The sequence below is a fragment of the Undibacterium sp. GW821-FHT11B02 genome (assembly GCF_058808955.1).
In genome coordinates this window covers 1-20,846 of record NZ_JBXASD010000021.1, presented here as the reverse complement: position 1 = coordinate 20,846, position 20,846 = coordinate 1, and the positions used below count along the sequence as shown (strand labels likewise).

The window sequence follows — 20,846 nt, the reverse complement described above, 5'->3', positions numbered from 1 at the left end:
TGCAAGGGGACGAGGCAGTCAATAGCGGGTCTATTGACAACGAGTCGAATTGTTCACACCTTGCAGTCCAGCACGCGTTATGAGGCAAACCCTCCGGGAGCTGGCCGCATTGACACTTCGCGGGCGCATTGCTACGTTGCGCCGCTTGCTAAGGCACCAGCCTTAGCTGCAAGTGTCACCCTTACGCCTTGCACTGCATCCCGAATCGCCTTGCTCGCACTCATCCCTATTTATGAAATGAGTTCTATGTATTTTTCTTTGCGATCCCCCTGTGTTAGACTAATTTCCTTAACCAATCAGGGGCGTTTGACGAGTCGAGTAGCGCCAGTGAATCGCACTCTCACGCTCTCACAGAAACGGACGTGAACTTCTCGATTCATCCGGCTCTCCTCTCTTAAGCCTTGGAATTGGGATTTTCAGCACTCGAACCTATGGAATAATCAGCATGCTGACATTTTTTTCTCCTCTTGAATTTAGCAAATTTGACGTGTATTGCTTTACAAAAAATTTGAAGTGGCACCAGATCGATATACTTGCGTCGAAGCGCGTCAACAGTTCACTTCAACAAAGCTAGCAACAAAAGAGCAAAATGGATTCTTTAAAACGACGTTTTTTATTCGTTTCCCTTTCGATGGCATTGAGTGCAGCGACGTCAGCTGCAGAGCCTACGTTGACTATGCTCGTCGGCACAAGTAATGCACCTAAAATGTTTTTGAATGATGCTGAGAAACCTGTTGGCTATTTCACCGAACTTGCAGAGTTAATTGGCAGGCGCGCAGGCTATAAGGTTGTGATCGTTGCGGTTCCTTGGGCACGTGCAGTGCAAATGGCTGAGCGAGGCGAGGGTGTCATTTGTAGTTTATCCAAGACGCCTGAGCGTGAAATACTTTTTAGGTACTCAAATACCGTCCTTGTTGATCGTGTAGTGATCGTCACCTTAAAGAAACGAAACCTAGTTGCAGCGAATTTGGCTGATTTGAAAGGGATGACCGTTGGTGTAAACCGAGGGTCAAAATACGGTGCAAAGTTTATTGAAGAACTTCCGATGGTAAATCTGGATGAAGATAACAGTGGCGTTTCCCGTTTGCGTAAGCTTGTATTAGGTCGAATTGATGCTGCAATTATTCCCGGTGGTATTGCAGCCGTGACGTTTAATGCAAAATTGGCAGGAATAGACTTCAATGACTTAACTGTACAGAAGACACCTTTGGCAATAGATAAAAATTATTTTGGAATTTCTAAATCACGTGCAGACGCGAGTGATGTGTTAGGGCATCTCAACGCTGCAATTGATGCATCCATCGCAGATGGAAGCATCGAGGCAATAATGAATAATTATGGTGGCATGCCTTAACTGTAACGGCTCGCGTTTGAAGCCGGTCGTGCTCGCATTTGAAGCACTTTCCGGCTCAAATTAACTGCAAATGAAACATGAACGGAATGCGGCCGCATAAAGCCGCAAGCACAATTACTCGTCTTGCACCGGGTCTTTCTTGCGCAGCCCATCGACATAGATACCCAAACCAAGCAGGCTGCCACCCACCAGCAATAAATGGATAAACCACAGTGATGGACTTTTACTGACCAAAAACTGGAAGTAGAAGGTATATAAATTAATCATCAAAAAAGTATAGGCGTAGGCGCGCAGCAGTTGCAGATTGAAATGCACACTTGCCCACACCGAACCGCCAGACACCGCCGCCCACAAGATCGAAAACGCCAGACGTTCGCCCCCGGTATCGTCCCAGCGCACATCAAGGTTCTCGTAATAACCAAACACACTGAGGAACCATAGCGACAGATTGATCAGCAGCAGGCCATAATGAAAATATACCCGCGCAAACGGTGCCAGGCGGCCACGCAAAAATGTCACATGCACCCATGCCAGACAAAGTACCCCGGCCCCTATGGCCAGAAAGCGTGCCGGATAAGTCATGCCCAGGTAATACGCTCCCCAGCCAGAGTCATAGCCTGTTTCTGCCCCGCAAAAGAAAAAGAACAGCGCCAGCGAATACCATAACAACAGGCGATTGGCGAGCGCATAAGCCAGTGCCAGCAGCAGGGCCGCGTCGACGCCCACCAGTGCAGGCCAGTTTTTGCTGCCGCTGGGGTGATGCAGGGCCAGCACGATACTCAGGCCCTGCAAAGCCATACCGCTTGCCAGCTCCAGCGCTTCGGCCAGGATGGGCATGTTGCGATGCGTCTTCAGCCAGTGTGCCAAAGCCAGGCCACCCAAAAAAGAGCCAGCCAGGGCGGCTTCACCCATCAGCCACCAGTTCATATGTTCGCGCAGCAAAATGAGTGTGCCAGCCACGCAGGTCAGCACACCCAATACCGTGAACGAGCGTACCAGTGCCAACATATTCCACGCTTCGGTCGGATAGCGCAGCTTGATTTGCTCTGCTTGTTTTACCTCAATGATCTTGAGTGCGACCAGATCATCCAGTTCATTGTGGACGCCACGGTTGAGGCTGCGCTGGTTCATGCTGCACCTCCGTCGGTGTGTTGAACGCTGCTACCAGCCTGGCTCAGGCTACGGGAAATGACTTCCATCAAGGCACCGGTGACTAGCAGCAGCAAGCCGCCAGCGGCCAGATAAGTACCCAGATCAAGCTGGTTCCAGAAATGTTCATGAAAGCGGGTGAACAGATTGATGCCGAAAAAAGTGATGCCAAAGCCACGCAACAAACCACTGTGCAGACGTGCACCTGCCACTATCTGGGCAACGGTAGCGATGCTGAACGCGAAGACCCAGAAGACAGTCTCCTCTTCATAGTGGTGCCAGACCGATAAAATCAGCAGCGACATGTTCAGGTACACCAGCCCGACTGACTGCCAGGCCTGATAAAACCGCCCCGTGGCGGGGTAGGCCATGCGTTCATGCCCGTAACCTATGGCGACGGCGATGAGGGCGACCACACTCATCATCTTCGGGTCCTGGATCGACAGCGCATAACTGGAACGACCAAACATGGCCGACCATGAGCCTACCCAGTGAAACAGCACGAGCAAGGCCAGAATCAGCAAATAGGTGTTGTGGCGCTGGTAAGCAAGGTAAAAAGCCAGTGGGATGGTCAGCAATCCGGTCAGTATCAGCACCACATTGTAGTCCAGGTGCAGCACTTCACTCAAAAATCCCCCCACCGCACTGGCCCACAAGGCGATGCCCAGGGTAACGATAAACTTCGACGAGGTGGCATAGCGCTGCTGCACATCGTCAGCCAGCCGTAAACCGCCCCAGGTTAACGCTATGCTGATGCCTGCACCAATCAGCGCTGCGAACGCTACCGATTGCGAGATGACACTGATCAAGCCCATCAATCCAAGAAAAGCACAAAAGCCGCCAAAAATGCCGCAATACTTCACCACCCCGATCAGGCCGAACGTGCTTACTTCATAGCGCTGCGACAAGAGTTCATAGGCAGATTTTTCAATCAAGCCATCGGCATGCCAGAGCGCGAGGTCTTGCTGTAATTGTTGTTTGACTTGTTTGCTGGTCATAAAAATTTTTTGGCGTGTTAACTTCAAATATTGGCGAACGGATGCTGAAATCTACGCTGCGACAATGTTGTATCAGCGATTAGCGAAAAAGTTCTGGTGGAAAAATCGTTTTCGGTAGCGAATATACATCTATTTGTATTCATTCCAGCCAATTTATGCAGCTTTTCTTACATGTTTTACACTTCAATCCCCCAATACCCTGTCCCAATACACCGGATCTCCAAACACACTGCGCAGATGGGCGATGAAGAGCTGGGCTTTGGCGGCGTGGGAACGGCCAGGCATGCGGACAGCATGAATGCCGGGGCGGATTTTGGTGGGGATGCCGCTGTCGGGGAAGAGTGAGATCAATTGTCCGGATTCGATATAGTCACAGACCATCCAGCTACCCAGGTGGACGATGCCTATGCCAGCCAGGGCCATTTGTAACAGTGATTCGGTATCGTCAGAGCGGAAGCTGCCACGGATGGGCAGTGTCATTTCGCGATTGACGTTGGGATAAGTCCACCAGCCAGCGGGCAGGGGTGGTGTTGCCACGGTCAGGCAGTTGTGCTGCAGCAGGTCTTGCGGTGCGGCAGGGCGGCCATGGCGTGCCAGATAGGCGGGGCTGGCGCAGGTCAGTCTGTAATGTGGTGCAAAGGTGCTTGCCACCAGGTCGCTATCGGGCAATACGCCGATACGTATGGCAACGTCCACCCGCTGGGTGGACAAGTCAACCACCTGGTCGCTGGCATGCAGGTCCACTTCCATCAATGGGTAACGCTTTAAAAAACTGGCGATTGCCGGTGCCACATGACGGCGGCCAAAGGCTGCCGGGGCTGTCACGGTCAGCAAGCCGCGTGGGTCGGCATTGAGTGCGGACATGGCTTGCCGGGCGTCGTCCAGTTCTGCTGCAATGGTTTTTGCCCTGGGCAGGAATTGTTCGCCAGAATCAGTCAGCAACAAGCGTCTGGAACTGCGGTGGAATAATTTGATGCCCAGTTCTGTCTCCAGCGCATCGATCTTTCTGGAGATGGATGACACCGCCACATTGCGCTTTTTAGCGACCGCAGACAGGCTGCCTGCCGCATGCACGTCCAAAAAAATCTGTATCGCGTCAAACATGGAGTACCTGGGCTTTGATTTGCGTAAAACGCAAAGATGGTTTGCATTGAGAGTGATTGTACCTATTTTTGCAAAGAAATAGAATCTGTCTCGCTGTCTGCTCGACAACGCAACAACCCACCAACCCATGGCGATCAACGCCCGAAGGAAGAATCATGATGAAGAACACATTAATGCAATTTGCCCGTGCCGCCTTATTTCTGTCTGTTGCCGGTGCCATTGGCTTTGGTGGCACGCCTGCACTGGCTGCCGCACCGATGGTAAAAACATCGGCACCCGCGTATTACCGCGTGATGCTGGGCGCGTTTGAGGTGACGGCCCTCAGTGACGGCACGGTCAAACTGCCGGTCGATAAAATCTTGATGGAGCCAGCAGAAAGAACCACTGCCGCCCTGTCGAAATCATATTTGCAGGCACCGCTGGAAACCTCGGTGAACGGCTACCTCATCAATACTGGCAGCAAGCTGATCTTGATCGATACTGGTGCCAGCGGCCTGTTCGGCCCCAGCCTGGGCAAGCTGATCGCCAATTTGAAGGCATCTGGCTATACGCCTGCGCAAATCGACGACATCTATCTGACCCACATGCACCCTGACCACGTAGGTGGCTTGATGGTCAACAATGAAATGGCATTTGCCAATGCCAACATCCACGTGGACCAGGCAGAGGCAGATTACTGGCTCAGCGAAAAAAATCTGGAACAGGCACCTGCCGACGCCAAGGGATTTTTTCAGGGCGCGATGGCGTCACTGAACCCTTACAAGGCAGCCAACAAGTTGCAGACCTTTGCCAAGGATGGCGAACTGCTGCCTGGCCTGACAGCGTATTCCACCCATGGGCATACTGAAGGGCACACCTCGTACCTCATCGAAAGCCAGGGCCAAAAATTGTTGGTGGCCGGCGATTTGATCCACGTTGCAGCCGTGCAGCTGGATAAGCCAGAAGTCACCGTCGGTTTTGACACCCACGCCAAAGAAGCCGCTGCCACGCGCCAAAAAGTATTTACGCAGGCAGCAAAAGACGGCACCTTGATCGCGGCATCGCACATGCAGTTTCCTGGCATGGGGCATTTGAAAAAGACGGGTTCGTCGTATCAGTGGTTGCCGGTGAATTTTACGCAAATGCCATAGTTGTTTGAAGTTTGATGGCTGAAGCGGGTGATGAGCTTGGTTATCAGGTTCATCATCCACGTTCGATGGAACAATCAATTAAGCGTCGCCGGAAACCCTATCCGCTCGGCTGAATTAATGTGTCGCCCCAACAGCATGGCGGCGCGTTCAAAATTGCTGCTGCGCAGGGCGTCGATGATCAGGCTGTGGTCCTGATCAGAATGCGGTTGCCAGGTCCGCACTTGTCCCACCGCGAAAACAAAGCGCGAATTGGTCAGCCACAGCATCTGTAGCGTTGCCAGCAAACGTGGCATGTCACAGGCATCAACCAGTGATTCATGAAACTTGCGATTGGCAGCATCCCATTCTGCCAGAGACGTTGCGTTATTGCATTGAAGCTGCGCAGCTTCAATGGCCTGCAAGTGCTCCGCCTTCAATTTGGGTGCGGCATGTTTTAAGGCCAGCACCTCCAGGGCGCAGCGCATTTCCACCATTTCCTTGATCGTGGCGGGGTTGATTGGCGTCACTTTTACCCCACGTCTTGGCTGGCTGATCACTAGCCCTTGTGCTTCCAGGCGTTGAAACGCTTCCCGTACCGGCACGTGGCTGGTGCCAAATTCTTCTGCAATATGATCCTGGCGCAGTGGGGTGTTGCCGCTGAGTTGTCCGGAGACGATACGATCCCGCAGTATTTCCGCAATACGGTCCGCCGACGTGAACGTTTGTAAGACATGCTCACCCATATTTTATAGATAATTGATTTGTATTGCAGCTAAATATACATCAAGATCAGATTAATTGAGCTAAAGACCAGTTATCTAGATTTAATTATAGATTATAGATAATTTTCTGGTCTGGCTTGAAATGCCAGGGCCTATCCTGGCACTGGCAAAGTTAACCGGAGTGCATCGCAATGACATCGCAACTTTCACAATCTCAACCATCGGCACCATCGGCACCGCATGAAAACCAGACCGTGGCCCCCGCCATACTTCGCTGGAACATCAAGGACATAGAAGCGCTGTACGAGCAGCCATTTTCAGATTTGTTATATGAAGCCCAGCGCGTTCACAGGCTGCACTTTGCGCCAAATGAAATCCAGATATCCACCTTGCTGTCCATCAAGACGGGCGGTTGCCCGGAAGATTGCGGTTATTGTTCACAGTCAGCAAAATATGACACCGGCATCAAGGCAACAAAACTCATGGAGCTGGAAGAAGTGCTCGATGCCGCACGTGCAGCCAGGCAGCTTGGTGCCAGCCGTTTTTGCATGGGGGCAGCCTGGCGAAATCCCAAACAAAGGGATATGCCAGCTTTGGCCGGGATGATACGGGGCGTGCGCGCATTGGGGATGGAAACCTGCATCACCCTGGGCATGCTGACCCCAGATCAGGCGACATCCTTGAAAGATGCTGGCCTTGATTTTTACAATCACAATATCGATACTTCGGCTGATTTTTACGGCAGCATAGTGACCACACGGGCCTATCAAGACCGGCTGGATACGCTGCAATGTGTGCGGGACGCGGGTCTTAAAATTTGCTCTGGCGGCATACTGGGCATGGGTGAAAACCGCAGGCAAAGAGCGACCATGATCGCGCAACTGGCAAATCTTGATCCTTACCCTGAATCAGTACCGATCAATCAGCTCATGCCTGTCAAAGGCACGCCGCTTGAACATGCTGCCCCCATTGATCCTTTTGAATTTGTACGAACGATTGCCATCGCCAGGATATGCATGCCACTGAGCCGTGTCAGACTTTCCGCAGGACGAGAAAACATGAGCGACACCCTGCAAGCACTGTGCTTCATGGCTGGAGCAAATTCCATTTTCTGCGGACAAAAACTGCTCACCACAGATAACCCGGATAGGGAACGCGACGCCGGTCTGTTTGAAAAATTGGGCCTGAAGCCAACCCCACAGGAAACACCAGATGAGAATTGAAAATTTACGTGACCACCCAGAATTGGTGCCGGAGGTTGCCCATTGGCAGCATGAATTATTTTCTTATTTGAGTCCCCAGACAACGCTGGAAGAAAGGGTGTCGCGCATACGGGCTGGCTTAAGTACAGATTTACTTGAAAACGCGTTGCCGGTGACACTGATTGCCATGTCAGATGAAGGTCATCTGCAAGGTGCGGCCAGCCTGGTTGCCAGTACGATCACCCATAAGCATTTAACACCCTGGCTGTCGTCGGTGTTGACTGTTCCTGCATATAGAAATCGCGGCGTGGCATCTGCCCTGACCAAGAGACTGATTACGGAAGCTGAACAATTGCACTATACCCAGCTATATCTGTTCACACCGCACAATGAATCACTGTACGCAAGTCTCGGCTGGCAGGCGATGGAATCTGTAGACCTAGGCCCTGTCAGTGCAGTCCTTATGTCTAGAGTCATAGGACGTGTATAGGAGCAAAATAATCTTGCTGCACCCACCCGCAATGACTCAAAGCGGGTGGGCTGGAACTGCTCAAGTCGAGCAAAGTCTAGCAAATTCTAGATGATGCAGTTCCGTGGTCTTTTAATTCTTGATCAAGGTAAAATCATCCACCCGCACCCAGTTGTTGGCATTGGCTACCGAGTACACACCCACTTGCGCCGTGCCATTGCTGACGACGATGTTGGGAATGGAAATCTGCGTCCAGTTAGCCATGGTTGCATTGATGGAATAGTCTATTTCAGCGCTGCCAAAGTTTTTGACGAAAATTCTCGCAATACTTTGTCCGCCACTGCTTTTTACCCAGGCAGTCAGCGTGTAAGTGCCATTTGGCAGCGTGACATTCTGGTACATGCTGGCGCTGTAGGCGGCAGTATAACTTTGCGTCATCGCCCAATGACCACTGTGGCCGCCGGACACATTGCTGTTCGGGTCAACGCCCGACAGATTGCTCCAGTTTGACCAACCTGCCAGAACGTTTTGCCCTACACGGTCTGCTTCAAAACTCGGGTTCAAAATGTAGTTGTTGCCACTACCCACGGTCCAGTTGCCTGTCGCTGCATCAAGATTAAACTGGCTCATTGAGTTAAATTTAGGGGTGGTGCCGCTAAACGATAATGGGGTCCATTGGTTGTAGCCTATGCCGTTACCGGCAAAATCACTCCAGCGGTCACCGGCAAATAATATCGTCGTACCGGCACTGCCATGTACAGGTATAAAAAATCCTGTCTGCGTCACATGGGAAAAATCGGCATCCGTACCGGCCATGACAAATTCAGCAGAATAGGGGCCGGTAATATTGTTGGCCGTGATGCAGTAAGTGTGCGAGGCGTTCCAGCCATGCAGATCAGATGAACAGAAATAATAGGTGCCATTGTATTTAAACATGGCATTGCCTTCACGACCACCGGATCCGCTATTGTAGATATTGGTAGCCGGTTCAATGTTCAATGAATCAGACGTACGTACTGGTGCCACATATAAATGCGAGCGACCATTGGAGTTACTAAAAATTAAATACGCCTTTCCATCATCGTCAATGAACACCGTCTGATCACCTGTAGCAGGCGTGACCACGTTGGTAATTTGTGCCTGCATGTGGTCATACACAAACGGGCCGGTGGGTGAACTGCTGGTGGCGAACAACACGCCAGCCCCCATGGCAGTGCTGGAATACTGCGTGATCAGCACATACTTATGCGTCGTGCTGTTGTACACCACGCCAAGGCGACCTAGCCACGTGGCAGATTCAAACACTTGTCCTGCCGGTGCGACGGAAACGGCATTGGCTTCAAATTTCCAGTGCGCCAGATCGGTCGATGAATAGACCGTCACGGCATTAAAACTGGTGTCTGAATTTTTTGATGCAGGGTTGGCCGCATAAGTGACCGCGCCATTATATTTAACGCCGTACCAATAATAGGTGCTGCCTACCTTCAATATGCCGCCCCCCTGAGAATAGACAGGGGTGCCGGAGGTATCTTTCCAGAACACGTCATTTTGTATGACCTGGCTGGCAGCAAAAGAGGGGGCCGCAGTCAAAGCATATGCACCCAAGGCGCAGACGCTCATCAGCAGTGATCTGGCCCATCTTGAAAATAATCTTTGTGTAGTTCCATTGCTCATCTTTGTCTCCAATATTGTGATTTTTAGTTTGGCTTTTAGTAGCCTTAGAGGCTGTTGCAAAATTAAGATGGCTAGGCGCGCCGACGAAGACAGTACTTTAGTACGGCAAGGAGGCGCAACAACGCCAGGTTAATTTTGCAACAGCCTCTAAGGCTGGATGGGCGATGGTCGATATTGCCCATCCAACAAGCAGCATCGTTCACAATATTGGAAATAACCAATGCCTTTTTTCGCTTTTGCTAGATGGAATTAGCATAGGAATCGTGGTGCGGGGCAGCAAATTTTTGCCGCGCAAGAGGGCTGCCGAGGAGATGCGGGGGAAGGTATCAGACTACCAGGCAAGACTGCGCAAGCGCATCTTTTGCAGCAGATGTCTTGCTGCATTGCAGATGCTGAAGCTTGGTCAGCGGAAGCGGAGCTTGACGTTTATGTGACTGAGGTAGCTGATGTGGCTTATTGCCTCTGTCTTTTGATCAAGCCGCAATCCGCAAGGCATCTTTCAAACGCTGCAGCATGGCCGTGTCGCGCCATGCCATTAGCAAGGTATGGGCGGCCAGGGCGTGCGGGTTGGCTTCTACCTGGCGGCCACAGGCGCACAAGGCCAGGGCCAGGTGGGCGCGGATTTCTGTCACGGTGGACTGCATCAGTGGCATGCTGGCATAGGCTGCGGTGATCTCATAGGCTTCACTGAGCTGGGTGATGGACAGTTCTGGCCGCCCGGTGTTCAGGCTGACGACGCCCTGGCAATACAGGTAAAACAGGCGTTCCATCTGCGACAGGTTGGCGCTGTTGAGTTCTGCCAGCAATAGTTCCGCCCCTTTGTAATTGCCCAAACGGCGTGCCAGGGTGGTGGCCAGGTCGATGGTGGGGGCAGGGCCAGAATTCAGTTTGCGTGAAGCATGCTGGGCCACGGCGACCTGCTGAAAGTCCCGCGCTGCAAAATAGATGGACGATAACCTGGATTCATAAAAGCCGGGCTTCAGCGACCGATCATTTTTCAACACCGCTGCGCGTTTCAAACCATCTGCCAGGCGGCCCTGGCCGGCTTCGGCGGTGGCCAGACGAAAGATGATTTCATGTTCAGGCATGGGCGTCTTGAACCATGATTTCCAGCGTGCAATGGCACGCATGAGCCGTTCTGCCTCTGCCCAGCGGTTCCAGGTGCAGGCTTCCAGCGTACGGTTATACAAAACCATGGGTACCTTCGACCAGATAAAGCCTACCACATGAAACGCCAGCAAGGCGGTTGGGATCAGCGCGGCTGTACTGGCATAGCCATACATGGCCGTGGCGATGGCCCACCACACCAGCAATGGCCCCCACCAACTGGCATTGCGGGCAAACAGCATCGCCAGTTGCATCAGCAGGCTAGGCTGGCGCTGCAATTGCTGCTCTTCTGCTGCTGTCAATTCCAGCCGGTTTCTGGCACTTTCATCGTTGAGGTTAATCGCCGTATCAGCACTGCTGATCATATTGATGTCGGTATAACCGGCTTTTTTCAGCGTCACCAGTGCTTCTTCATAGCTGGTAGCTACAACCCGGTCGGTGACGACCTGCTGCGCGCTGTTTTTTGCGGTAAAGTTGAAGGCGAACAAGATCTGTCTCGGATGGTCAGTCAATCGGCCTGTGTGGGGCATAGTCACTACTGCGACTGTATCCAGATTATGCGAGCAGCTACAGGGTTTGTCCAATCGTCTGGATACATGCCGTTACATGCGTTGCAGAACGGGTACGAGATGGGTATGAGATGGGTACGTAAGGGGTACGTAAGGGGTACACAATGGGTCATGTGGCGTTTCAAATTGCCAATTGGCGGATTGTCACCTATAGTCTCAACAATGCACTGCAGCAGTTTGCTGGCGGTGCTTGAATTTGAAACTGAATTTGAAACTGAATTTGAAACTGAACAAACCCTGGAGACCATAGCATGAAATCCCGTCTGTTATTTTGTATTGCCGCCACTTTCCCCCTGTTGGCGATGGCTGACGTTACCATTACCATGAACCAGGTCAGCGAAGCTGGCGTCGGTGGCAAAGTGGGACAGGTAGTAGTTTCTGAAAGTAAATATGGACTGGTATTTACCCCGGCATTGACCGGCTTGACACCTGGCCTGCATGGCTTCCATGTACATCAAAACCCTGATTGCAGCACCAAAGAAAAAGACGGCAAGATGGTACCCGCCATTGCTGCCGGTGGCCACTATGATCCAGAAAACAGCAACCACCACGGCACCCCATGGGGCGATGGCCACCTGGGCGATTTACCACCGTTGTTTGTCGATGCCAGTGGTAATGCCAACCAGCCCGTATTGGCCCCGCGCCTCAAAATGTCAGACCTGAAAGGCCGTTCACTGATGATACATTTCGGCGGCGACAACCACTCTGATCACCCGGCAGTGCTGGGGGGCGGTGGTGCACGCGTGGTCTGCGGCGTTTCTTAGAGCCAACAGGTTCTTAAACGCAGATAGCGGGGCAGGGTAGCAGCGGTGTTTGAGATTTATGCAGCCTCTGCCGCATCCTTGCCCGCCTTGGCTTTCTTGAAGGGATTGCGCTCCGGCGCGTCTTCATGTTCTATACCTAACAGCAGGCGCTTCATCAGCTTGTTCAATACCGGCTGGCGGTGGCGCACAAAAATGCCAAAGGTTTGCGGCTTTGCACCCAGGGCCGCCTTGGGTTCCAGCGCCGTACGGCCAAACGATATTTGCTTGCACCCCAGCGCCAGTGCATCAGCAATACCGACATGCAGCAGGCGCAAATAAATTGGCAAATCAGCAGCCGCAGCACGGTCAAAACCAATATGGTAGGCAATCGCCGTGTCACCATCCGCCACCGAAATCAAAAAGCCCAGTAAATTGCCATCACGTTTAACGACGCTGCAACGGAAGCGGTCACCAGCGACGTTTTGCAGTGCCAGAAAATAATCCGGCAACAGTTCAAACGGACGAAACCCGGCATTCACCTGCACCGCCTTGTACAGAGTAAAAATGCTGTCCATGTGCGGGGCCAGATCAGGCAAGTGCTCTATCGTGCAGCCCGCTTCGTCCATAGGCTTAAAAATCGCATTACGGATATTGGCGCGGTATTTGGATGCCAGGCTGGCCAGGTAATCGTCATAGTTTTTCCATTCCGGCGCCAGCGTCAACATCATATTCGGCTCGGTTTCGATATAACGATAACTGAGGTTTTCCAGATGCGCTGCCTGCTTGATGTAAGGATCATGCAAATCCTTAATCATCACAAAATGCGTCTTGCCCGCCAGCTTTTCTGCCTGGCGCACGCGGTACAACACTTCCACCACGCCATGCCAGGCCAGCTTGCTATCGACATCCGGCGCAAAGGCGATGCCGTGCTGCCCATAGATCAGCAAGTTACCGCAAGTCAGCACACGCTGCTTGGCCGCCTGCGCCAACTGGTCTATTGGCAAACCCCATTTTTTATCGGCATCTGCGGGTTTTTCTGGCTTCTCTGGCCGTGCCTGCGCCAGGCTGATGTCAGCAATCTGCATATACACCGCCGCCAGCAATTGACGTTCAGCACCCAGCCCACTAAAAATCAAGGCATAACGGGCCGACAGGTTGACAGGCAACACCTGTTCCAGCGTGCTGAGATAATCCAGCGACATAAAAAAACCAGCCTGCGCCGTCACTTCCCGCCACGCCGCTGCATCCAGCATGCTGATCGAATCGGCCAGTGCATAATGCAAATCCGCAGGACCACGCAGGCGTTTTCTTTCCTTGTTGCGTGCGATGAGTGAAGTGGTCAGTGATTGCAGGGCGGCTGGGATTTTCATGGGTGTAATGTGATTGGTGAATCTGAATTTCGCCTATTGTATATCCAGTCGGAACATGAACATGATTTCTGCTCCAGCGCTTTGTGCTAATGTGACGTATCACGCAGCAGCGCTGGTTTATTTTTGCGCGCTGTGTCAAAGCTAAACAGACGTTAAAGTATAAAAGGATTTTGTGGATATATTATTTTTAGGCACCTCTGCCGGTGCCCCGACGCGGCAGCGGAATGTGACCGGGCTGGCGGTGCTGGCAGAGCAGGGCAGTGACTGGTATCTGGTGGATTGTGGCGAAGCCACCCAGCACCAATTGCAGCGTACACCCTTGTCCGTACACGGCTTGCAGGCGATTTTTATTACTCATATTCATGGCGACCATTGCTATGGCTTGCCGGGTTTGCTGGCAGGTGCAGGCATGTCCGGCCGCAAGGCATCGCTGCCGATTATTGCCCCGGCAGGTATTGCTGACTGGTTGAAAGCGACGCAAGAATTGACGGAGTTATTCTTGCCGTTTGACCTGGAATTCATCGCCGTAGAAAGCATGCAAGCCTGGACCGACGGCAAGCTGCAGGTGCAGGCCACAAAGCTGTCACACCGCGTACCTTCATTCGCCTACAGCTTTACCGAAACCCGCACAGAATCCGTACTGGACATTGCGAAATTGCGTGCAGAAGGCATACCGCAAGGCCCCCTGTGGGGACGATTAAAAAATGGTGAAGATGTAGCACACGAAGGGCAAACCCTGCACAGCAGCGATTACCTGACTTACCCGCACACTGCGCGCCGTATCGTGGTCGGCGGTGACAACGACACACCAGCCCTGTTGCGCGAGGCATGTGCCACGGCCCAGGTACTGGTACACGAAGCGACCTACACCACCGACATCGCAGAAAAAGTCGGCGCGAGGGTACAACACAGTTCCGCCGCAGACGTGGCCACATTTGCCGCAGACATCGCTTTACCCAATCTGGTACTGACCCATTTCAGCCCGCGTTACCAGTATGACCTGGCACAATCCCCATCGATTGTCGACATCCAGGCCGAAGCACAAGCCCATTACCACGGCAATCTCTTCCTGGCAGAAGACTTTGCCCGTTTCAGGCTGCATAAGAATGGGGAGTTGAGTCGGGTGGAGGTGCTTTGAGTGTGGTGGTTCACCGGAGGACCTGCCGTCAGCAGGTCTGCTTGATTGGTCTGTCTGTTCCAATGAAATAAAAGCAGGAAGAATGCATGCTCATTGCGGATCAGTTGGACTTGAAAATTTGCGTATCGCTAACACAGCAACAATGTAATCTTTTGTATTGCTCAAAAAAAGAGCCAAAATAAGTGCGTCCGTGAAGCCCAGCGGAGATGCCTTCCAATCCTTGATCGCGATGATCAATATCAAGACTGCGAGGAAAAATATGCCAGACTTCAAAGAGTTCCGCCCTTTGGTCATTGTGTGGGCATCCAGTTTTTTGTACTCGTCAGTACTGACATAACCATACAGGACAAGGAAGACAAAGGCTGGCAGCCAGAACTTCAGAAGTGGTGCCTGGTTGAGAATGGCGTTGACAACGTAAAAAGATAAGCCTGCAATGTTGCAGATGATCAGTGCATAGAGCGCCATGCTCTCGCTACCAAGATTGGTTGATTTTGCTGAGTTCATTCGAAATTTTCTTCATAAATTTTTTTTAACCTGGCTTCCACTTTACTACCTTCAGAAAACAAGACAATGTAAATCTCAATTCGTCGCCGACATGCAGTAAAACGAGATTTTTGAAATTTTGCTATGCATGTATTGTTCCTCAGTGACTGTATCCCTGTTACCTACTTCCAGATACGGTACGAGATGCCTCTTACTGTCCTGTGTGACCACATAAACCTAACGTAAAGTACCGAGACAATCGCCAAGAAAAAGAGCTTAATCCCCACTACGACAGAATCATTTACTCCCTGAACGACAAAAAAAAGAAAATACCCGAGAACCAAATTAAGAATTAGCGTATAGACGGTAGTTATTAATATTATTGCTGTTTTACGTTTCATTACGTCACTCCAATGTAGATAGTTTGCCTGTTGGGCGTTGCTCAAGATCGTGCTGGCTGTCACTTTACCAAGCGCGCCAATACCTGATCTTCATTGATGGTCTATCCGTTTTGCTACGCAAGTTTCAACCCTGTCACATCCTCAAGCACTGTCTTGGGTACTGCAGCCCGTACTTCTATAACAGTACCATCTTGTATGGACACCACGCGTTCAGCTGCATTGATGGTTTCTGGTCTGTGCGCCACCATGATGCGGGTGAGCTTCAATTGACTCAGAGCCTGATTGACCTTGTGTTCATTATTCACATCCAGGTGGCTGGTCGCTTCGTCCAGTGCCAGCACCTTGGGCTGCTTGTACAAGGCACGGGCCAACAAGACGCGCTGCTTTTGTCCACCGGACAAGCTGCTGCCCATGTCACCCACCAGCGTCTGAAAGCCCATGGGCATGGCGCTGATTTCCTGATGGATGGCGGCCTGCATGGCGCTTTCTTCGACACGTTCCTGATTGATGTGGCTATCAAAGAAGCTGATGTTATCCATGATGGAACCGGCCAATAAAACATCGTCCTGCATCACGGTCCCCACCAGTTGGCGGTAAGTTTTGACACCCAATTGCGTGATGGGGATATTGTCAATCAGCACTTCGCCTTCTGTCGGCTTTAATAAACCGAGGATGATCTTGCACAAGGTCGTCTTGCCACAGCCACTGGGGCCAACCAGGGCAATGCTTTGTCCTGCCGGGATAGTCAGGTTAATATCCTTCAAGACCCAGGGTTCGCCCTCTGCATAACGGAACTTGATGTTTTTGAGAACAATCTCAGGATGGATGCGCGAAATATCCGTTTCCATTGCTGTCTCTGGTTCAGCCTCTTCCAGCACGATATCGGCCAGCCTTTCGCTATGCAGACTCAACATGCGGTAACTGATAAACACATCAATCAGGCTGGAAATGCGGCTGGTGAACGTGCCCGCATAACTGGAAAAGGCCATCAGCATGCCTACCGTCAGTGCGTTTTGCATGACTAATCCAGCACCGATATAAAACAGGGCCAAGCCTTGCACACCAAAGATCAGGGTATTACTGACCTTGAAGATGATGGACAGTTTTTGCGTCTTGATATCGCGATTCTGCACATCCATTTTCAAATTTTGCCAGCGCGACAGGCGTTCAGTTTCGCGGCCAAACAACTTCAATGGGGTGACCGCACGCATGGTTTCCAGGAAATGGCTGCTTTCTTTGGATGACAAGACCAGTCTTTCTTTTGATGCTTCACGAAACGGCTGGTAGAAAGCCCAGCGCAAGCCTGCGTACAAGACCACAGCGCCCACCACCAGCGCGCTTAATTTCATGCTGTACACCAGCATCATGACAAAGGCCAGCAAGGCCATCAAGCCATCGAGGGCGCTTTCAACAAACATGGAAGTCAGCGTGCCTTGTATGGCGCCGATAGAACCAAAACGGGATACCACGTCACCAAGGTGGCGTTTTTCAAAATACACCACGGGTAGGCGCACCAGATGGGCAAATACCCGTGCTGACCATTGCAGGCTGATATCCATACTCCAGCGCATCAAGAACCAGCTACGCGCCAGACCGATGGCATTCTGGGTGATCATCAACAAGACAAAGCCAAACACCAGCACGGTCAGCAATTCTTTATCGCCACTGACAATCACTTCATCAATCACAAACTGATTGAACAAAGGGGAGCAAATGGCGAAGATTTCCAAGGCCAGAGCCAGGGCAATGACTTTGACAATGGCCGGACGCAGGCCAACGATGTGACCAGTCAAATCACGCAGGGCAACTTGCTTCTTTTCTTCCTTGGGTTTAAAGGCAGGGCTGGGTGCCAGCTCAAGGGCGACACCAGTAAAATGTTTGGATGCTTCTTCGACAGAGACGCGGCGTTCACCAACAGCAGGGTCAAGCAAAATCAGTGTTTGCTTGCCGCGCCAGTCTTTGCGCACGGCTTTCAGCACCACGAAGTGATTCAGGTTCCAGTGCAGAATGCAAGGGACGGCCAGTTGGTCAAGTTCATCCAGTTCCAGACGCAAAGGCCGGCTACTCAACTGCATGGCCGATGCATGACGCATCAGTTGCGCCAGCGTTGCGCCTTTGAGACTGATAGAGAACTGGCGACGCAGGTCCGCGAGGTCAGTGTTGTAGCCAAAGTGGCTGGCGACCATGGCGAGGCAAGCAAGGCCGCATTCGCTGGATTCGGTTTGGAGTAGGGATTTCATCAAATTTACGCTTTACTCACCAATGGAAATACCTAAGTCTTGTGGTTTGACGCCTTTAATCGGTTGGCAGGCACGAAGAAATGGCACTTCGTCTCCTGCACAAAACAGAACATAGGCTTCACCCTGACCCGTCAATATTGGTTCACGAAAAATATAAATTCCGCCTTGTGTATTTTTTGCATCAAAAATTTTATCGAGCAATTCCAATGGAATTTTTCCAGCACTCTTTGAAACAATTCTTTTATTCATCTTCTCAGAGCCGCCGTAATCTATCTCTCCATTACTACTTGTTCTGGATACGTGTATCATCAAGTGTGTGCGGACTTTATTTAGGGACGGTAATAAAGTTCGCTTGGGGCTTAAAAGAAAGATGTTGGCGCACGTCGATGCACACTGGCCGCGTGCAAAGGTGTGTATTCCCTTTGTGTCAATTTGTGTTTCAACCGCATCCGTTAAGATACCCGCCTTTGCAGGCGCACCACGCGAGTTTCTAAATTCAAGCTCATTCAAAGTATTTTGATCTTTGATTTTATTTAAAAAATCTTGATACTTGCTTTCTACAACTTCGCCATCCCAAATATATCGCGTATCAGAACCTTTACAGGCTGATGTAAAAAGAAAAATACTGGTAATTGTCAAATACTTTATGAGGTTCTTTTTCATGAGTGCTGAATATATTCAAATTTCTTCAAAGAGATATGCTGAGAGCGTGTCGCACAAAATTCTCAGCATATCCAGACAATTCAGTAACTTATGAAATCAATTGCCAAATAAATTCCAGTGATTCCAATCGTCTGTGTTTGTTGTCTCGCCAGTTTCAGGAATTGAGTTAATGATAAATACTGCACAGGTAATAATGTCACCCTGCGCGCAAGCATCTATCCCGGTGGCAATAGCTGCTTTTTCATTGTCGAAATCGGCCTTTTCTTGGTCTGTCATACGAGGGCTGGATATTTCAACAGTTTGAACGTCATCATCCGGCTCAAGATCTCCACCTGCAACACTATTCAACAATGCTTCATTTGTAATTTCGAACATTTTATGTGTATCCTTCATATAGTTAAAGAGAACCATGCCTCACGGTATGGCTTTACTGCTCCGTTCAAGGTCTAGTCCACCTTGAACGGTTTTTCCGAGCTGGGTCTGTTGGGTTTTCCTGGCAGACCCAGCAACGAATTCTGAAATTCTTTTCTCATTGCATTCAGGTATGTTGCGTCATTGCCAGCACCGGCTCCAGCACCCATTCCCAAATCTTTCTACTGTCTTGCAGCACATCTGCTTCCAGCGTCATGCCAGGCTTGATGGTTTGCGCTTGGCCATAAGTATTGATGCTTTGTTCATGTTGCCCGATCTTGATGCGGTAGAGCGCTTTGTTACTGTTAAACCCGTTTTAATGTGATTCATTACCTAGTAAGTAAAGCACGTACCTGAGGACAGGCAGCATTCCTGATATGGCCATGTTATGCAAAATATGAATTGCCATCACTACGACAAGTGCATGCTTGTAGCTTTTCTTTTCCCAGACTATAAACGATGCGCTAAATATTGTGCCCGCGAAAAAGGCGCTTACTATTGAGATCAATCCATTTGGATAATGAAGAACTGCAAATGGAATTGTCATCACCAATACCTTAGAAAAAGTATTGAAACGCAACAGACGGGCAATACTGAATGGAAGCGCTTGAAAAACTAAGGTCTCAATCATTGGCAAAACAAATACGACTACATAAAAAACATGTTTCCGTATAGGTATACTTTCGTCAATTGGAATGAGAAAAAACGCCAACATTGAAGCCAAATAACTTATCGCCGCGAAATAAATGCAGTATCGTACGATTCCTTTATTTTTTTGTGTTTCAAAAAAATGAATGAAATCCAAGGTTTTTTGCTCAACTGACTTCATATTTTTATAGTTTTTCAAAAAGCAGGGCGATACTTTGATACTGGCAATTATTGACATATCAAATCCAACCAAGCTCAAAAAGCTTGGTTGGATTTTTTTATTTAGGTTGGCAAACTTTCACCATTCGGCAGTGTATAACCATCTGATCCACCGCTGTATGTGCCGTTAATTTTGTCGGATACATATGTATAAGTGTTTTCAACAACCGTTACTATGTCACTAACCGTTTGGACTATATTAATAGCATTGTAGATTTTTATTGCAACATTAGCGACTTGGGTAGGGTTAATTGCTGCCACCATCATGTCTGAATTGCCATTGAATCCTGCATCAATTGGAAGTTGGTCAATTGCAATGTCCTTCTGGCTGTCGTCACTTGCAAAGTCGCCACCGCCAACTTGATTCAGCAATGCTTCATTTGTAATTACGTGCATTTTGTGTATCCTTCATATAGTTAAAGAGAACCATACCTCATGGCATGGTTTTACTGCTCCGTTCAAGGTCTAGTCCACCTTGAACGGTTTTTCCGAGCTGGGTCTGTTGGGTTTTCCTGACAGACTCAGCAACGAATTCTGAAATTCTTTTCTCATTGCATTTAGGTATGTTGTGTAACAGCCAGAACCGGCTCCAGCACCCATTCCCAAATCTTTCTACTGTCTTGCAGCACATCTGCTTCCAGCGTCATGCCAGGTTTGATGGCTTGCGCTTGGCCATAAGCATTGATGCTTTGTTCATGTAGCCTGACCTTGATGCGGTACAAGGCTTCATTGCTGTTAAAGCCGTTAATCGCTTGCTGGGCATTGCTCAAGATTGTGCTGGCCAGATTTTGTGGCAATTCTGACGGTGCAAACGGGGTACGGCTGACATCAATCACAGTAGCCTTGTACAAACCAAATTTCTGGTAAGGAAAGGCGGCATAGCGGATGAATACTTCTTGCCCTGGGGTGATGAAACCGGCTGTACGGCTGGGCGCATATAAGTGTGCTTCAAGCTGATTGTTCAAAGCAGTTTTGCTGTTTCCCGCTTGGTTCTCTGGTATCAAGCTCGCCAACACCTGACCTGCATTAATGGCTTGTCCATTTTGATTGGTCAGCGCCGTCACAGTACCTGC

General features: G+C 50.4%; 20 protein-coding genes and 1 pseudogene. 7 read left to right on the top strand and 14 right to left on the bottom strand.

Going from position 1 to position 20,846, the window contains the following annotated elements; translation table 11 throughout:
* Positions 1-589: 589 nt before the first annotated feature.
* On the top strand, positions 590-1,354 hold the full coding sequence (locus AC1RVX_RS28600) for a substrate-binding periplasmic protein (protein WP_493219987.1): 765 nt from the start codon (positions 590-592) through the stop codon (positions 1,352-1,354).
* A 114-nt stretch (positions 1,355-1,468) separates the two neighbouring features.
* On the opposite strand, the gene AC1RVX_RS28595 is transcribed toward AC1RVX_RS28600, so the two are convergent.
* The 3 genes from AC1RVX_RS28595 to AC1RVX_RS28585 all read right to left on the bottom strand — a co-directional run bounded on the left by AC1RVX_RS28595 (position 1,469) and on the right by AC1RVX_RS28585 (position 4,605).
* Positions 1,469-2,485, bottom strand: coding sequence for a hypothetical protein (locus AC1RVX_RS28595; RefSeq protein ID WP_493219986.1), 1,017 nt, complete (start codon positions 2,483-2,485; stop codon positions 1,469-1,471).
* On the bottom strand, positions 2,482-3,501 hold the full coding sequence (locus tag AC1RVX_RS28590; RefSeq protein ID WP_493219985.1) for a hypothetical protein: 1,020 nt from the start codon (positions 3,499-3,501) through the stop codon (positions 2,482-2,484). The genes AC1RVX_RS28595 and AC1RVX_RS28590 overlap by 4 nt, the downstream gene beginning before the upstream one ends.
* Before the next feature lie 183 nt (positions 3,502-3,684).
* A complete protein-coding gene (locus AC1RVX_RS28585) occupies positions 3,685-4,605 on the bottom strand; it encodes a LysR family transcriptional regulator (RefSeq protein WP_493219984.1) in 921 nt (306 codons plus the stop codon).
* Positions 4,606-4,760: 155 nt separating this feature from the next.
* Between AC1RVX_RS28585 and AC1RVX_RS28580 the strand changes: the two genes are divergently transcribed.
* Entirely contained in the window at positions 4,761-5,735 is a 975-nt protein-coding gene (locus AC1RVX_RS28580; RefSeq protein WP_493219983.1) for an MBL fold metallo-hydrolase, read from the top strand.
* A 74-nt stretch (positions 5,736-5,809) separates the two neighbouring features.
* Here the strand turns inward: AC1RVX_RS28580 and AC1RVX_RS28575 are convergent, their stop codons facing one another.
* Positions 5,810-6,457 carry a GntR family transcriptional regulator gene (locus AC1RVX_RS28575; protein ID WP_493219982.1) on the bottom strand — a complete coding sequence of 216 codons (648 nt, stop codon included), beginning with the start codon at positions 6,455-6,457 and terminating at the stop codon, positions 5,810-5,812.
* A gap of 170 nt (positions 6,458-6,627) precedes the next feature.
* On the opposite strand from AC1RVX_RS28575, the gene bioB reads away from it, so the two are divergent.
* Together bioB and AC1RVX_RS28565 are read left to right on the top strand one after the other, a co-directional pair.
* The gene (gene bioB, locus AC1RVX_RS28570; protein WP_493219981.1) at positions 6,628-7,659 is read left to right on the top strand and encodes a biotin synthase BioB; all 1,032 of its coding nucleotides are present in this window, start codon (positions 6,628-6,630) and stop codon (positions 7,657-7,659) included.
* Positions 7,649-8,128, top strand: coding sequence for a GNAT family N-acetyltransferase (locus tag AC1RVX_RS28565; RefSeq protein ID WP_493219980.1), 480 nt, complete (start codon positions 7,649-7,651; stop codon positions 8,126-8,128). Before bioB ends, AC1RVX_RS28565 begins: the two co-directional genes overlap by 11 nt.
* Before the next feature lie 111 nt (positions 8,129-8,239).
* Here the strand turns inward: AC1RVX_RS28565 and AC1RVX_RS28560 are convergent, their stop codons facing one another.
* Positions 8,240-9,781 (bottom strand): family 43 glycosylhydrolase, encoded by a 1,542-nt coding sequence (locus AC1RVX_RS28560; protein WP_493219979.1) that lies wholly within the window; start codon positions 9,779-9,781, stop codon positions 8,240-8,242.
* 164 nt (positions 9,782-9,945) lie between these two features.
* Between AC1RVX_RS28560 and AC1RVX_RS28555 the strand changes: the two genes are divergently transcribed.
* Entirely contained in the window at positions 9,946-10,215 is a 270-nt protein-coding gene (locus AC1RVX_RS28555) for a hypothetical protein (RefSeq protein WP_493219978.1), read from the top strand.
* A gap of 39 nt (positions 10,216-10,254) precedes the next feature.
* Here AC1RVX_RS28555 and AC1RVX_RS28550 read toward each other — a convergent pair whose 3' ends face one another.
* Positions 10,255-11,418, bottom strand: a complete 1,164-nt coding sequence (locus AC1RVX_RS28550) for a hypothetical protein (RefSeq protein ID WP_493219977.1) — start codon at positions 11,416-11,418, stop codon at positions 10,255-10,257.
* A gap of 290 nt (positions 11,419-11,708) precedes the next feature.
* Here AC1RVX_RS28550 and sodC point away from each other — a divergent pair, with 290 nt between their 5' ends.
* Positions 11,709-12,221 (top strand): superoxide dismutase [Cu-Zn] SodC, encoded by a 513-nt coding sequence (sodC, locus tag AC1RVX_RS28545; RefSeq protein ID WP_493219976.1) that lies wholly within the window; start codon positions 11,709-11,711, stop codon positions 12,219-12,221.
* A 56-nt stretch (positions 12,222-12,277) separates the two neighbouring features.
* On the opposite strand, the gene AC1RVX_RS28540 is transcribed toward sodC, so the two are convergent.
* Entirely contained in the window at positions 12,278-13,570 is a 1,293-nt protein-coding gene (locus AC1RVX_RS28540; protein WP_493219975.1) for a GNAT family N-acetyltransferase, read from the bottom strand.
* A gap of 172 nt (positions 13,571-13,742) precedes the next feature.
* Here AC1RVX_RS28540 and AC1RVX_RS28535 point away from each other — a divergent pair, with 172 nt between their 5' ends.
* Entirely contained in the window at positions 13,743-14,708 is a 966-nt protein-coding gene (locus tag AC1RVX_RS28535) for a ribonuclease Z (RefSeq protein ID WP_493219974.1), read from the top strand.
* A gap of 90 nt (positions 14,709-14,798) precedes the next feature.
* Here AC1RVX_RS28535 and AC1RVX_RS28530 read toward each other — a convergent pair whose 3' ends face one another.
* The 7 genes and pseudogenes from AC1RVX_RS28530 to AC1RVX_RS28500 form a co-directional block, all read right to left on the bottom strand.
* On the bottom strand, positions 14,799-15,212 hold the full coding sequence (locus tag AC1RVX_RS28530; protein WP_493219973.1) for a hypothetical protein: 414 nt from the start codon (positions 15,210-15,212) through the stop codon (positions 14,799-14,801).
* Positions 15,213-15,705: 493 nt separating this feature from the next.
* A complete protein-coding gene (locus tag AC1RVX_RS28525) occupies positions 15,706-17,832 on the bottom strand; it encodes a peptidase domain-containing ABC transporter (protein WP_493219972.1) in 2,127 nt (708 codons plus the stop codon).
* 12 nt (positions 17,833-17,844) lie between these two features.
* Positions 17,845-18,495 carry a hypothetical protein gene (locus tag AC1RVX_RS28520; RefSeq protein WP_493219971.1) on the bottom strand — a complete coding sequence of 217 codons (651 nt, stop codon included), beginning with the start codon at positions 18,493-18,495 and terminating at the stop codon, positions 17,845-17,847.
* A gap of 96 nt (positions 18,496-18,591) precedes the next feature.
* Entirely contained in the window at positions 18,592-18,870 is a 279-nt protein-coding gene (locus tag AC1RVX_RS28515) for a hypothetical protein (RefSeq protein ID WP_493219970.1), read from the bottom strand.
* A 352-nt stretch (positions 18,871-19,222) separates the two neighbouring features.
* Positions 19,223-19,792 (bottom strand): CPBP family glutamic-type intramembrane protease, encoded by a 570-nt coding sequence (locus AC1RVX_RS28510; RefSeq protein ID WP_493219969.1) that lies wholly within the window; start codon positions 19,790-19,792, stop codon positions 19,223-19,225.
* 44 nt (positions 19,793-19,836) lie between these two features.
* The gene (locus AC1RVX_RS28505; RefSeq protein ID WP_493219968.1) at positions 19,837-20,169 is read right to left on the bottom strand and encodes a hypothetical protein; all 333 of its coding nucleotides are present in this window, start codon (positions 20,167-20,169) and stop codon (positions 19,837-19,839) included.
* Between the two features lie 161 nt (positions 20,170-20,330).
* Positions 20,331-20,846: pseudogene (locus AC1RVX_RS28500) on the bottom strand (hypothetical protein); the annotation flags it as partial.

What these genes read in the sequence shown, in the direction of transcription:
- AC1RVX_RS28600 (WP_493219987.1), top strand. Translation starts at nt 590, where the DNA reads ATGGATTCTTTAAAACGACGTTTTTTATTCGTTTCCCTTTCGATGGCA.
- AC1RVX_RS28595 (WP_493219986.1), bottom strand. Translation starts at nt 2,485, where the DNA reads ATGAACCAGCGCAGCCTCAACCGTGGCGTCCACAATGAACTGGATGAT.
- AC1RVX_RS28590 (WP_493219985.1), bottom strand. Translation starts at nt 3,501, where the DNA reads ATGACCAGCAAACAAGTCAAACAACAATTACAGCAAGACCTCGCGCTC.
- AC1RVX_RS28585 (WP_493219984.1), bottom strand. Translation starts at nt 4,605, where the DNA reads ATGTTTGACGCGATACAGATTTTTTTGGACGTGCATGCGGCAGGCAGC.
- AC1RVX_RS28580 (WP_493219983.1), top strand. Translation starts at nt 4,761, where the DNA reads ATGATGAAGAACACATTAATGCAATTTGCCCGTGCCGCCTTATTTCTG.
- AC1RVX_RS28575 (WP_493219982.1), bottom strand. Translation starts at nt 6,457, where the DNA reads ATGGGTGAGCATGTCTTACAAACGTTCACGTCGGCGGACCGTATTGCG.
- bioB (WP_493219981.1), top strand. Translation starts at nt 6,628, where the DNA reads ATGACATCGCAACTTTCACAATCTCAACCATCGGCACCATCGGCACCG.
- AC1RVX_RS28565 (WP_493219980.1), top strand. Translation starts at nt 7,649, where the DNA reads ATGAGAATTGAAAATTTACGTGACCACCCAGAATTGGTGCCGGAGGTT.
- AC1RVX_RS28560 (WP_493219979.1), bottom strand. Translation starts at nt 9,781, where the DNA reads ATGAGCAATGGAACTACACAAAGATTATTTTCAAGATGGGCCAGATCA.
- AC1RVX_RS28555 (WP_493219978.1), top strand. Translation starts at nt 9,946, where the DNA reads ATGGTCGATATTGCCCATCCAACAAGCAGCATCGTTCACAATATTGGA.
- AC1RVX_RS28550 (WP_493219977.1), bottom strand. Translation starts at nt 11,418, where the DNA reads ATGCCCCACACAGGCCGATTGACTGACCATCCGAGACAGATCTTGTTC.
- sodC (WP_493219976.1), top strand. Translation starts at nt 11,709, where the DNA reads ATGAAATCCCGTCTGTTATTTTGTATTGCCGCCACTTTCCCCCTGTTG.
- AC1RVX_RS28540 (WP_493219975.1), bottom strand. Translation starts at nt 13,570, where the DNA reads ATGAAAATCCCAGCCGCCCTGCAATCACTGACCACTTCACTCATCGCA.
- AC1RVX_RS28530 (WP_493219973.1), bottom strand. Translation starts at nt 15,212, where the DNA reads ATGAACTCAGCAAAATCAACCAATCTTGGTAGCGAGAGCATGGCGCTC.
- AC1RVX_RS28525 (WP_493219972.1), bottom strand. Translation starts at nt 17,832, where the DNA reads ATGAAATCCCTACTCCAAACCGAATCCAGCGAATGCGGCCTTGCTTGC.
- AC1RVX_RS28520 (WP_493219971.1), bottom strand. Translation starts at nt 18,495, where the DNA reads ATGAAAAAGAACCTCATAAAGTATTTGACAATTACCAGTATTTTTCTT.
- AC1RVX_RS28515 (WP_493219970.1), bottom strand. Translation starts at nt 18,870, where the DNA reads ATGTTCGAAATTACAAATGAAGCATTGTTGAATAGTGTTGCAGGTGGA.
- AC1RVX_RS28510 (WP_493219969.1), bottom strand. Translation starts at nt 19,792, where the DNA reads ATGTCAATAATTGCCAGTATCAAAGTATCGCCCTGCTTTTTGAAAAAC.
- AC1RVX_RS28505 (WP_493219968.1), bottom strand. Translation starts at nt 20,169, where the DNA reads ATGCACGTAATTACAAATGAAGCATTGCTGAATCAAGTTGGCGGTGGC.